10 protein-coding genes are annotated in these 12538 nt (G+C 44.9%); 5 read left to right on the forward strand and 5 right to left on the reverse strand.

Going from position 1 to position 12538, the window contains the following annotated elements; all coding sequences use genetic code 11:
- Window positions 1-108: 108 nt before the first annotated feature.
- Window positions 109-1746: a methyl-accepting chemotaxis protein gene (locus L5M18_RS01435; protein WP_028760053.1), complete on the reverse strand. Its 1638-nt coding sequence runs from the start codon at window positions 1744-1746 to the stop codon at window positions 109-111.
- Between the two features lie 357 nt (window positions 1747-2103).
- Here L5M18_RS01435 and L5M18_RS01440 point away from each other — a divergent pair, with 357 nt between their 5' ends.
- Together L5M18_RS01440 and L5M18_RS01445 are read left to right on the forward strand one after the other, a co-directional pair.
- The gene (locus L5M18_RS01440; protein ID WP_028760052.1) at window positions 2104-2832 is read left to right on the forward strand and encodes a DUF3334 family protein; all 729 of its coding nucleotides are present in this window, start codon (window positions 2104-2106) and stop codon (window positions 2830-2832) included.
- A 104-nt stretch (window positions 2833-2936) separates the two neighbouring features.
- A complete protein-coding gene (locus L5M18_RS01445; protein WP_263161049.1) occupies window positions 2937-3983 on the forward strand; it encodes a LacI family DNA-binding transcriptional regulator in 1047 nt (348 codons plus the stop codon).
- A 117-nt stretch (window positions 3984-4100) separates the two neighbouring features.
- Here L5M18_RS01445 and L5M18_RS01450 read toward each other — a convergent pair whose 3' ends face one another.
- Window positions 4101-4727: a PolC-type DNA polymerase III gene (locus L5M18_RS01450; RefSeq protein ID WP_168827531.1), complete on the reverse strand. Its 627-nt coding sequence runs from the start codon at window positions 4725-4727 to the stop codon at window positions 4101-4103.
- 219 nt (window positions 4728-4946) lie between these two features.
- Between L5M18_RS01450 and L5M18_RS01455 the strand changes: the two genes are divergently transcribed.
- Window positions 4947-6104 carry a cupin domain-containing protein gene (locus L5M18_RS01455; protein ID WP_263195780.1) on the forward strand — a complete coding sequence of 386 codons (1158 nt, stop codon included), beginning with the start codon at window positions 4947-4949 and terminating at the stop codon, window positions 6102-6104.
- A gap of 272 nt (window positions 6105-6376) precedes the next feature.
- Here L5M18_RS01455 and fadE read toward each other — a convergent pair whose 3' ends face one another.
- Window positions 6377-8824: an acyl-CoA dehydrogenase FadE gene (fadE, locus tag L5M18_RS01460; RefSeq protein WP_263195781.1), complete on the reverse strand. Its 2448-nt coding sequence runs from the start codon at window positions 8822-8824 to the stop codon at window positions 6377-6379.
- Window positions 8825-9068: 244 nt separating this feature from the next.
- Here fadE and L5M18_RS01465 point away from each other — a divergent pair, with 244 nt between their 5' ends.
- Window positions 9069-9848 carry a class II glutamine amidotransferase gene (locus tag L5M18_RS01465; RefSeq protein ID WP_263195782.1) on the forward strand — a complete coding sequence of 260 codons (780 nt, stop codon included), beginning with the start codon at window positions 9069-9071 and terminating at the stop codon, window positions 9846-9848.
- 308 nt (window positions 9849-10156) lie between these two features.
- Here the strand turns inward: L5M18_RS01465 and L5M18_RS01470 are convergent, their stop codons facing one another.
- On the reverse strand, window positions 10157-10948 hold the full coding sequence (locus L5M18_RS01470; protein WP_198573280.1) for a DUF3108 domain-containing protein: 792 nt from the start codon (window positions 10946-10948) through the stop codon (window positions 10157-10159).
- 216 nt (window positions 10949-11164) lie between these two features.
- Window positions 11165-11593 (reverse strand): MGMT family protein, encoded by a 429-nt coding sequence (locus tag L5M18_RS01475; protein ID WP_263195783.1) that lies wholly within the window; start codon window positions 11591-11593, stop codon window positions 11165-11167.
- A gap of 279 nt (window positions 11594-11872) precedes the next feature.
- Here L5M18_RS01475 and def point away from each other — a divergent pair, with 279 nt between their 5' ends.
- Window positions 11873-12364, forward strand: coding sequence for a peptide deformylase (def, locus tag L5M18_RS01480; protein ID WP_263195784.1), 492 nt, complete (start codon window positions 11873-11875; stop codon window positions 12362-12364).
- The last annotated feature ends 174 nt before the right edge of the window (window positions 12365-12538 follow it).

The raw sequence follows: 12538 nt of genomic DNA on the forward strand, positions 1-12538 counted from the left end.
ATTGTTGGTGAGCTAGCGGTTAATAAGCGTTACCAGAAGGTTTACCCAAAGAAAAGGGCGCCCTATGGCGCCCCAATCGACAAGTCATGCCGTTCTCATACACTTTCGTTAGATTTTAAACTGGCCTAAGGTGCGGGACATGTCTTGGCTAATGTCTTGCAGTGACTGAGCTGCATGGCTATTACTTTCGTTAGCTTTTACTGAGACTTCGGTTAATTCCGAAATATTACAAATATTTCGATTAATTTCTTCTGTCACCAGTGATTGCTCTTCAGTGGCGCTGGCTAATTGTGTGTTCATGTCACTGATATGGGCAATCAATTGCAGAATCGCCGCCATGGCTTTACCCGCTTCGTGGGCTTGGGCCTGCAGCTCATCGGATTGTAGTTGAGTTTGATTGTTGCTCTTCATCACTGAGCCAACACCGGATTGGATCTCGCTAATGATTTTTTGGATCTCATTGGTCGAGTCTTGGGTGCGAGTAGCAAGGGCGCGGACTTCATCGGCAACTACGGCAAAACCACGGCCGTGGGTCCCTGCTCGAGCAGCTTCAATGGCGGCATTGAGGGCGAGCAAGTTGGTCTGCTCGGCAATGCTGCGGATCACATCGAGAATGCTACCGATTTGCTGTGAGGCGACGCCCAGCTTTTGGGTGATGACTTCAGAGGCTTTTAATTCTGCCACCAGTTTTTCTGTGTTGCTGACTGTGTTGTCGATCACGACTTGGCTTTGCTGCGCTTGTTCTTTTACGCTGTTCGCCGCATCGGCCGCTTGCTGGGTATTGCTCGCCATTTCATGGGTGGTCGACAGCATTTGATTGACGGCTGTGGCGACGCTGCCTGTTTCTCTGTGGATATGTTCAGCACTCTGATTGGACTCTTCAACTGCAATCAAAAGTTGTTTTGCATCTTTATCTAATGCTTGGCCTAAAGGTTGTAAATGGCCGACCATGTCGCCAATTTTTTGGGCGAACATGTTGAAGGCGCGGGCGAGATGGGCAATCTCATCTTTACCTTGAGCATTAATGCGCTGACTTAAGTCGCCTTCGCCTTGGGCAATATCTTCAAGGGCATCAATAGCATCATTTAATGGTGAGGTGATGGAATGGTTAAGCACAAGGAAGAAGGCAAAAATCGGCACTGAAATCAAAAACATGATAATTAGATAGTCGATAATGACTGACTTTAAGCTCGCTTTGACATCGCTAAGATAAGCGCCTGTTATGACTGTCCAACCCCATTGTGGGTAGTAACGGGCTTCTGCGAGCTTATCTTCGATGGCACGTGTCATAGGATCGGCGATAGGGTATTCGAGGGTCGTTTTCGATTTAGCACGCGCTAATGGCAGCATAGTGGCTAAGGGATTTGTGCCATTAGGTAACTTGAAGGTTAATGCTGAGGTGCCAATAAGATTTGCGCTATCCCCGTGAGCGAGGATTTGATTATTATCATCAATAACAATGAAGTAGCCGGAACCGGAATAGCGAGTTTGATTGATTAAATCCGCGGCGATTTGTTTAGCTTCTGCTTCGCTAAATTTACCTTTGAGCGCATCCTGACGGTGCACATCTATCACGCTTAACATGCTGGCGAGCTGACCGTCTATCTGCAACCATTTCTGCTCAATTAAATTACTGTACTGTTCTTTAATTGAAAAACTGGCAAAACACACTGTTCCTATCGCGGCCATAAGGAGCATCATCATTAAGCGTTGCAAAATGGTAAACCGGCGCAAAAACGTGATCATTTGGATTCCTTAAGGACTTATTATTGTGCATCAATATACCTGCGAATCAATCTCAATTGAATCGTCTGTGACATAAATTAAGTAAAAGCCGTTATAAAATATGAGTTTCTTTGATCTAAAGCAGGGAATAGTGATAGGGAACTTTAATCTGTTGCATTATGGGGCATGTTCTTATTAAGTTAGTCCGTTTTATAAGTCGTTTCATGTTGAAGGTTTTATCTGATCTATTAAATATCAATAAGTTAGCATTATGTTAATTTTGCCATCTTGCTATATTAGGCTAATCAATTGTTTTAATTTTGATTTTTTACGCTTTTACGCGCAAGATTAATTCATTATTCAGTTTGAGAATCGATTATGACCACAAATACTATCGTAACGTCGGATGATATTTTACTGAAGTTATGCCACTCAGTCGCCCACGTCCTTTCTAGCACCAGTGCCAGCAATGTTACCCATGCGGGTATGGTACAAAGTATTGCGCGTACTCGTCTTAAACCTGATCTCGGTTGTTTCTCGATTTTCGACGGTGGTTTTTCAGGGCTGGTTGTGATCAACTTTTCAGCTTCGGCGGCGATTGAAATCTACCGTCGCTACATGCTGAACATGGGCATGCCTGAGTCTGAGCTCGCGTTTTCGCATACTTCAGATGAAGTGAGTAATGTGATGGGCGAACTGATGAACCAAATTCTAGGGGATTTTATTAATAAAATTTCTAAAGAATTGCAAACGTCAATCAGCCAAAGCCAGCCAAAAATGTTGACGATTAATAAAGAGTTAACCATATCAATCGACGCTAACTTAGACGATGCGGTTGCCCGTAGAGTGTCGTTTAGGACTGAAAATAACCATATTTTTTACCTCGAGTTTGCCATGGACAAAACCGAATTCATTCGCTTAGATGAATTTGTCTACGATGAAGAATTCGATCCCGATAGTCTGTTAGAGCAGCACAGTTCGATTGGGGGAAATAACGACTCAAATTCGAATGTTTCGCCTTGGGTTAAGATGGCCGATAAACCCGCTATTGCGACTCGTGCCATTGATAATGAAGCCGATGATTTACTCGATCAGCTCGGCATTTAACCAGAGTCTCTAATGTAAGACGGATGTTAACGCATTCGTCTATACAAGTGGGTGGAACTGTTTTAGTATCGACGCAAAATAATAATTAAGGTTAAATCCTCTTTATGGCATCGAAAGCGACCTCGATTGATATTGCTTATCGTGCTGGCGTATCCCAGTCAACGGTTTCCCGTGCCCTTAGAAACAGCCCGTTAGTCAATTTAGAAACTCGCCAACGTATTCAAACCATTGCCAAAGAGCTGAATTATAAGGTCGATAAAAATGCCAGTAATCTTCGCACCCAAAATAGCCATACCTTAGCGCTGTTATTGTGTGAAGACCCCACCAACGATGACTCGTTAATCAATCCTTTTTTCCTGTCTATGCTTGGCTCCATTACCCGAGCAACGGCGCAGCAAGGTTATGATTTATTGGTTTCTTTTCAGCAATTGTCCAGCGACTGGCACGCCGATTATGAAGACAGTAATAAAGCTGACGGCATTATTCTGCTTGGTTACGGTGACTACATGGACTACGAGCAAAAGCTGGAGCGATTGCTCGCGCAGAATACTCACTTTGTGATCTGGGGCGCTGAGCATAACAATAAGTCAGTACTTTCCATTGGTTGTGATAATCATCAAGGTGGCTTGATTGCCACAGAGCACTTGATTTCCCTTGGTCGTAAAGCTTTTGCCTTTTTAGGCGATGCCTCGAGCCACAGCCCTGAGTTTAGGGACAGATATTTAGGCCATGTGAAGGCGCTGCAAATGGCGAATATTGCTGTCGATCGCACTAAGCAAGTGTCGGCAATTAGCACTGAAAGTGCTGGTTACGATGCGGCTATGGCATTGATGGCCAAAGGCGCACAGTTTGATGCTATTTTTGCTGCTAGCGATCTGATTGCCATTGGTGCTATTCGTGCGCTGAAAGAGAAGGGCATTTCAGTCCCAGAACAAGTTGCAGTGGTGGGATATGATGATATTCCTGTGGCGAGTTTTGCCAATCCGCCATTAACGACCATTAAGCAGAATACCCAATTAGCCGGTGAAATCTTAGTCGACAGTGTACTCAAACTTATCCGCGGACAAGAGGTGAGTGCGCAGCTTATTCCGACAACCTTAGTGGTTCGCAGTTCCTGCGGCATTGATAGCACGCCGCTTAAGCCGTTATAGATGGGCCGTTATTACTAGGAGCTTGCTGTTTTTTGCTGGCAAGTCGTTGAGCACTTAATTTGCTTATTGAAACATCGCCGATAATCCTTGGATTTATCGGCTTTTTGCTTTTTGGGATCACTTAACCGCATATTGACGTAAAAACTTCGGCACATCTGCTTTGGTTTTCTTGGCGATTTTTTGCAGTAACTCGAAGGTGGGAGCATTGAGACCGAACTCTTGCTGAAGGTCTGCCAGCATTGCCAGCCACAAATGGCCAGTCATTTCGGCATCGGCTAAGGCGCGGTGAAAGGTGCCATCGCTTGGTAACTGTTTATAGCGCACTAAAGTACCTAACTGATGATTCGGTGCCGCTTGATATAAACGTCTTGCCACTAGCAAGGAGCAACCAAATTGCCCTCGATAGCGATGGCGAATTTGGGCAAATTCCGCGTCTAAAAAGCGCTGATCAAATGCCGCATTGTGGGCGACTAAGTTATGATCGACGATAAAGTCGGCAAAACGCGCCATCACTTCATTGCAGGGCGCTGCATCCCTGAGCATTTGATTGCTGATCCCTGTGTAGTCCTCAATAAAACGACTTATTCTAAATCCTGGGTTCATCAACTCTGAAAATCTTTGGGTGATCACGCCGTTTTCAATCAGCACAGCTCCGATTTCAATCGCGCGGTCCCCTTGATTAGGCGATAGCCCTGTGGTTTCAAAATCGAGCACGACCAAAGTGTTAGCTGCAGATGTAGGCATAGATCTTATGTGGACTCTATAAATGATGTGTCAGCATTGCCGTCTTTGACAGTGCAACGCTTTTAGATAAGCCGATTGTAATTCAATACGTTAGTAAATTCACTATCACATTGACGCTGATAAAAGACTTAATGCTTTGTTGATCCGGTCGAGCTTTCTTGGTTTCGCTTCCTGTTAGCATTTACCTCTATGAATAACAGTTTGGTTTGTGAGCGACCCATGCAACTCGATATTAATGGCTTAACACCCGCGCAATTTTTAGCAGAATATTGGCAGAAAAAACCTTTGGTTATCCGCCAAGGATTCAAACACTTTCAAGATTTAATCTCGCCCGAAGAGTTAGCTGGGTTAGCCATGGATGAGCTGGTGGAATCTCGGCGAGTGTACCAACAGGCAGGGCAATGGCAGGCAGAATTTGGCCCTTTTGATTCCTACGATCATCTCGGTGAACGGGATTGGACTTTGATCGTGCAAGCCTTGAACAACTGGGTGCCCGATGCAGAAGCCCTGATCCAATGTTTTGATTTTATTCCGCGCTGGCGTTTAGATGATGTGATGGTGAGTTTTGCCACTCCTGGCGGTGGCGTGGGGCCGCATATCGATCTGTATGATGTGTTTATTTGCCAAGGTTCGGGACGTCGCCGCTGGCGCGTAGGCGATCTCGGGCCGCACAAAGAGTTTGCCGCCCATCCCGCTTTGCTGCACACAGAAGCCTTTGAACCGATTATCGATACTGAGTTATTGCCCGGTGACATTCTTTATATTCCCCCAGGATTCCCCCATGACGGCATAACCTTAGAACAGTCTTTAAGTTTTTCAGTAGGTTATCGCACAGCTTCCGCCAAAGATATGGTAAGTGCTTTGGCCGATCATCTGTCTGAGCAAGATTTAGGCGCACAGCAGATTGAAGATCCAGATCGCGAGCTGACAACGCGCAGTGGTTGTGTAGATAATCGCGATTTAGCGCGGTTACGCACGCAACTGACTAATATGTTAACCGATGAACTGGTGAGCGAGTTTTCGGGCCGCTATTTAACTCAATCTAAATGCGCCCTCGATTTACCCGATGAGCCGTTGGACATCACGCAAGACGAAGTGCTCGCATGGCTCGATGAGCAGCCGCTTATTCGCCTCGGCGGACTGCGTTGTTTGTATTTTGATATCAATGTGGGACAAGGCGTTGTGTATATTAATGGTGATAAGTATCTGCTTTCAGCCGAATTGGCCGAGGTGATCCCACTACTATGTGATAGCAATCAGTTAGATAAAACCGCCTTAGCCCCCTGGTTAGCCGATGCCGATTTGCTTAAGCTGCTTACTGAGTGGGTGAACCTCGGTTACTGGTACTTTGAAGACCTGAGTGATGAAGAGTGTTAGGGCTGAATTAGCTCTAAAGCTCTACAGGTTTAAAAACTGAACAGTTTTTAAAGTGGCATGTCAGCGACTTACTGACATGGTATTCTTTTATCAATGGACTGATAGTAATGTCATTTGCATAGTACTGTTCAGTCATACTGAGCAATGAAAGCATTGGTCAAAGTCGAGGTCGTAACTCAACCAAATTCACTTAGTTGTGGCACGCCCTGCCATCGGAATAAAAAAGGAGGCTAATTAGCCTCCTTTTTGTGGTTTAAATCTTACTGAGTGGATTACGCAGCACGTTCCTGTGAAGTGGTTGAAACCACTTCTGGACGAAGTTCTGCTGGGTCAAAGTCATCAACGTTGATTGATTTCATACGACCAATTTCCGCTCTTTCCAGTAATTGCACTTCTGCATCGCTTAACACACCTAAGGCTTTACCTTCTGCGGCAACTTTATCTAACCACATAAATGGTAGACGTTTACCGCTCGCTTTACAGACTTTGTCATGCAGCGGTTCAGACGCGATGATGTCAAGTAGTGTTTGTTCTTGGATACCCACAGCATTGTGCTCAGAGTTAGTCCAGAACTGACCTTTACCTAAACGGTCACGGCTTTCACACGGTGTTTGCATGATCTTAGCAACTTTATGATCTAACACATCGCTTGGGCGTTTCAGTGGACGACCGAATGGGAACATCACCACACGTAACGCACCGCCAAGGCCCATAGGGAAGTTATCCAGTAAATCGTCTAAAGAAGCTTGTAGCTTGTATAGCGCATCTTCAACTGCCCATTGTACTAATGGCAAGTCGTCGGTTTGACGGCCTTCATCTTCATAGCGTTTCAGCGTGGCTGATGCCAGATACAGTTGGCTCAGTAAGTCACCTAAACGGGCAGAGATACGCTCTTTACGTTTAAGGTTGCCGCCCAAGGTTGCCATGGCTAAGTCAGAGAGCAAGGCAAGGTTGGCACTGAAACGGTTCATCTGTTGATAATAACGTTTGGTTTTATCTGAATAAGGCGCGTTAGAGAAACGGCTTGATGTCAGACCTAACCAGAAGCTACGGATGAAGTTACTGGTCGCGAAACCAATGTGACCAAAGATAGCCGCATCGAAGTTAGCTAAACCTTGACCCGATTCAGTATCAAACGCTGACTCCATTTCTGCGAGTACATACGGATGGCAACGAATCGCACCTTGGCCGTAGATGATCATAGAACGGGTGAGAATGTTTGCACCTTCAACAGTAATTGCGATAGGCGCAGCTTGGTAGCCACGGCCTAAATAGTTATTGGGGCCAAGACACACGCCTTTACCGCCGTGAATATCCATGGCATCGATAACGCATTTCTGCATTCTGTCGGTCAGGTGATATTTCACAATCGCAGAGATAACCGACGGTTTTTCACCTAAGTCGATACCTGTGGTGGTCAACGTGGTTACAGCATCCATCAGATAAGCGTTACCGCCGATGCGTGCCATTGGCTCTTCGATACCTTCAAGCTTACCGATAGGCAATTTGAACTGACGACGAATGCGAGCATAAGCCCCTGTTGCTAGTGCCGCGGTTTTCACGCCGCCCGCTGAGTTTGATGGCAGGGTGATACCACGACCCACAGATAAACATTCCACCAGCATGCGCCAACCTTGACCCGCCATTTTCGGGCCGCCAATGATGAAGCTTAATGGCACGAATACTTCGTTGCCGCGAGTCGGACCGTTTTGGAACATGCAGTTGAGCGGGAAGTGACGACGACCCGTTTCAACCCCTTCCATATCGGTAGGGATCAAAGCACAGGTGATGCCGAGTTCTTCTTTATCACCAAGTAGATGCTCTGGATCGCGCAGTTTAAAGGCTAAGCCTAATACTGTCGCGACAGGGGCTAAAGTGATGTAACGCTTGTTCCAGGTCAGTTTCATCCCCAGAACTTCTTCACCTTCCCATTGGCCTTTACACACAATACCAAAGTCAGGAATCGAGCCTGCATCGCTACCTGCTTCTGGGCTGGTCAGTGCAAAACAGGGGACTTCTAAGCCTTTGGCTAAACGCGGTAAATAATGGTTTTGTTGCTCTGGCGTGCCGTAATGTTGCAGCAGCTCTCCAGGGCCTAAAGAGTTAGGTACGCCAACAGTTGAAGCCAATTCACTGCTTAACCCCGCCAGTTTTTGTAACACACGAGATTGAGCATAAGCTGAATATTCTAAACCGCCGTATTTTTTCTTAATGATCATGGCGAAGAAACCGTGATCTTTCAGATATTGCCATACGTCAGCAGGCAGATCGGCAAGTTGATGTGACACTTGGTGTTGATTCACCATGCGGCACACTTCTTCAACAGGGCCATCGAGGAAGGCCTGTTCGTCTGCACTTAAACGCGCAACGGGGTAGTTATGGAGTTTTTTCCAGTTCGGGTTACCCGCAAACAGATCCGCTTCCCACCAAGTGGTGCCGGCTTCAATCGCTTCTTTCTCTGTTGAAGACATTTCCGGCATGATGCCGCGATATACCTTCATCAGTGGACGACTGATCACATTTTGTCTAAATGCACTGATATTAAACGGCAGCGCGATCACGAGGAAAACGATCCAAGAGATAGGGCCGACAACATCGAGTGTCCATCCTGCTGTCATCACAACAGCGGCTGTAATAGTGGCAGTGAGCAAAGATACCCGAAGGTAAGCTAGGGCTCCTAGCACTAAGATCATGGCGATGATCCAAAGTAGGGTAGTCACTGTAATTCTCCTTAAATATGACCGAGTGCCAACCACAGGTCATAGAGTGTTTTATTGATTGCGATCACAATTATAGTTTGTGGTCAGACCTGTGTCGCATAAAAGTTAAACCTAAGAGAATTTTAATACAAGTATTTTTCAAACAATTGTTTAAATTATTTGTCAGCTTTGATCATTCCACAAATGTCATCAACTAGTTACAATGCCAATAAGTAGTTTTTTTGATTGATGATAGGCGAGAAATATGTGCGAGTTACTGGCGATGAGCGCCAATGTGCCGACCGATATTGTGTTTAGTTTTACGGGATTAGCACAACGTGGTGGTGTAACCGGTCCCCACGTGGACGGCTGGGGTATTACTTTTTACGAGGGGAAAGGCAGCCGTACTTTTAAAGATGCTTGCCCGAGTAGCGAATCGCATATTGCAAAATTGATCAAATCCTACCCGATTAAAAGTGAAGTGGTGATAAGCCACATTCGTCAGGCGAATCGCGGTTGTGTGTCTTTAGAGAATACTCATCCTTTTACCCGCGAATTATGGGGACGTTATTGGACCTATGCCCATAATGGTCAATTGACGGACTATCTGCCCAAGTTTCATGTCTCGCGCTATCAACCCGTAGGCGATACCGATAGCGAACTTGCTTTCTGTTGGATTTTGGAACAAGTCGCCCAGAAGTTTGGCGGTACTAAACCTGAAGATATGTTGGCAGTTTTCCATTACGTCGCAACGTTGGCCGAGCAAATCCGTGCCTTAGGTGTGTTCAACATGATATTGAGCGATGGCGAGCATTTAATGAGCTATTGCAGTAATAACTTATGTTACATCACTCGCCGCGCGCCGTTTGGTAAAGCGAAACTTATCGATACCGATGTGGTGATTGATTTTAATAAGGAAACTACCGCCCATGATGTGGTGACTGTGATTGCGACTCGCCCGTTGACCGAAAATGAACAGTGGCGCGTTATGCAGCCGGGTAACTGGAAGCTGTTTAGATTGGGTGAGCTGTTAATCGATCTCTGATGTTATGCCGTTGAGCTAAATAATGAGGGCGAGCGGATTTACGGTTGATTTTGTTTTGTTCAGGTCACTTTATTAAAAAGTTCGAGTCAGTATCTAACATACCTTCTAGCAATCAGTGATGAACCATTAGCGATGAACATTAACCGAAACCGAACTTAGAGGTAGGCCCTAAGTTCAGTTAGATATAGTTCAGTTAGGTATACGGTTGGGTTTTATTCGATATGAGTTTGGCTTTAGTTCAGTATTGTTAAGCTAAGGCTTTGTATCATTGGGTTAAGTTTATACATCTTAACTCAACGCCTTACCGATTAACCTTCAGTCGTGCCGAGTAGTTTAGGCACTAGCGGTTTCTCTGCAATGTCTGCAGGTATGGTTTCTTGGTTCGGCACTTCATCGAAGTGATATTTAAGTAACTTAATATCGAGTTGCTTACTGCCTTTTTCAAAGTGAGTTAACCTCACGGGCAAATACGCTAAGTCAGGCGCCATCCAGAAGAAGGTTTGACGTTTTTTATTGTCACGCACGACTTCAATTTTGACTGTGTCGTAACTGCCGCTGTCGATGTTCATTCGTTCTTTACCGATCACATGAAACTTGTATTCATCGACTTCGTTGTCCTTGACCATCTTATAGTCGAGCACTTCTTTGCCTGCCATCATATCTAGCCTAAATTGCAACTGCACCATAAGAGGATCAAAGATTTTATCATCATAGGGAAACTTGCCTTTTTCATCTTTGTAACGTGTATGAATAAAGCCTTGAGCTTTGGCGAATGCGGTTTGCTCCGTGTAATTAGGCCCGACACCTTGGCGTTGTTGTAAGTAACGCAAAGGACTGAGCTGCGTATCATTTTGAGTAAATTCACTCAAGATGTGGCGCACATCGGTTAACAATAACAGGCTGAGATCGCTATCAAAACGATACTTAAACACGCCATCTTCGGCATTGGGTAGCGTGTATTTGGCTTTCCCTAATTCAATGTCTCCATAGTTGACTTGGTATTCGGCCGTCTGCGGTGTTAGCGGCGTTGGCGCTGCCATGGCAAACATACTTTGAGTGAGGACGGTAAAACTCACTAATAATGTGGGAATGGTACGCAAAGAATGCTCCTTGGGTCGCAGGTTTTCACCTTGTATCACAACAGAATGGTCGGTAGTGGTTGATAAAAAAGTGTCGAGTAGCATGCTTACTTACACAGTTTCTGGGTCAATCAGTTGAGCATAAATCAATTATCGGATCGACTGTAAGCAGGTTATAGCCGAGGACGACGTTTCTGTAAATAGAGATGTAAATAGTTTATAGATCAATATATTAAACTAAAATGGCATTGCCATGACTAAAGTCACCAGATCCGGGCGCCACTCGTATTCAGACAAACTAATTTTGCCGCAGTTCACTGTTATCCCTTCAATTCTTAATAATTCCATCTGTTCTTGAAAGAAGGTTGAATTTTTCTCGAAGGATATTTTGCCTTGACTATTGAGTACCCTATGCCAAGGGAGTGACAAATATTCGGGAGCTGCTTTCAGCGCTTTTGACACATAACGCGCTCGTCCCGGTAATCCTGCATAATCGGCAATTTTGCCATAGCTGCTGATTTTACCCTGCGGGATCATGGCGACGATATGCCAGATTTTCGCCATAGGAGACAAGTCCACTGCTTGGGGCTGTTTTCTCGCTACACTCTGTTTATCTTGTTCAAGATATTGATACAGTGGTGATTTTTCTTTAGGAAACGATGCCATTGAATTGTTAACCTTCAGCTTAATGGTATTCACTCACAAAGAATCACGCTCAAAAACTTTTGCTTGATGAGTTCACGCTAGTGTAACGGTAAAGCATGGCTTAGCGGAAGATGAGAGGGTATTTGACGTTTAAAGGATTAAGCACTTCTCGATATTTTTATCGGCTAGCTCGATTACTAACAAAATATTTAAACTGTTTTTAGCTTAAATATTGTGTAAATGGTCAAATAGTCCATAATAGCGCCAATTTTTTTGACTCGATGAGAGAAGATAACTGGCATGGCTGTACTCGATATTCTAACTATTCCCGATGAGCGCCTTAAACGTAAAGCGCAACCTGTAAAAGATATTGAAGCTGTTCAGGGATTTATCGATGATTTAATCGAAACCATGTATCACACGGACGATGGTATAGGTTTAGCGGCAACGCAAGTCGGCAGTATAGATGCCATTATCGTGATCGATTTATCTGACGGTCGCGACCAGCCTTTAGTGCTGATTAACCCTGAGATTGTTGAAAAGTCAGGTGAATTCGTCGGTGAAGAAGGTTGTCTGTCTATCCCAGGTTATCGCGCTAAAGTGTCACGTTTTGAAAAGGTTAAAGTGACAGCCTTAGACAGAACTGGCAAGGCTATCGAAATCGAGACCGATGAGTTTTTAGCCATAGTGTTGCAGCACGAAATCGACCATTTGCATGGCAAAGTATTTATCGAACATTTATCCATGCTAAAACAACAAATCGCCCTTAAAAAAGTGCGTAAATACGCTTAAGCCTATTGCATAAAAGCGTGCACAAAAAAGTGTATGAGCGCGCTGATTTGCGTGTTGCACCTCCTGACTAGCCGCATTTTACGATGCGGCTTTTTTGTATCTAAAATTGGTATGTAAAACCTGAGTTTGAATGTCTTCGACTTGATATGTGAACATAACAACTTGTTTTAACTG

The organism is Shewanella sp. SM20, from assembly GCF_025654545.1.
Taxonomy (GTDB): Bacteria; Pseudomonadota; Gammaproteobacteria; order Enterobacterales; family Shewanellaceae; genus Shewanella; species Shewanella oncorhynchi.

What these genes read in the sequence shown, in the direction of transcription:
- L5M18_RS01440 (WP_028760052.1), top strand. Translation starts at nt 2,104, where the DNA reads ATGACCACAAATACTATCGTAACGTCGGATGATATTTTACTGAAGTTA.
- L5M18_RS01475 (WP_263195783.1), bottom strand. Translation starts at nt 11,593, where the DNA reads ATGGCATCGTTTCCTAAAGAAAAATCACCACTGTATCAATATCTTGAA.
- L5M18_RS01455 (WP_263195780.1), top strand. Translation starts at nt 4,947, where the DNA reads ATGCAACTCGATATTAATGGCTTAACACCCGCGCAATTTTTAGCAGAA.
- L5M18_RS01435 (WP_028760053.1), bottom strand. Translation starts at nt 1,746, where the DNA reads ATGATCACGTTTTTGCGCCGGTTTACCATTTTGCAACGCTTAATGATG.
- def (WP_263195784.1), top strand. Translation starts at nt 11,873, where the DNA reads ATGGCTGTACTCGATATTCTAACTATTCCCGATGAGCGCCTTAAACGT.
- L5M18_RS01465 (WP_263195782.1), top strand. Translation starts at nt 9,069, where the DNA reads ATGTGCGAGTTACTGGCGATGAGCGCCAATGTGCCGACCGATATTGTG.
- L5M18_RS01445 (WP_263161049.1), top strand. Translation starts at nt 2,937, where the DNA reads ATGGCATCGAAAGCGACCTCGATTGATATTGCTTATCGTGCTGGCGTA.
- L5M18_RS01450 (WP_168827531.1), bottom strand. Translation starts at nt 4,727, where the DNA reads ATGCCTACATCTGCAGCTAACACTTTGGTCGTGCTCGATTTTGAAACC.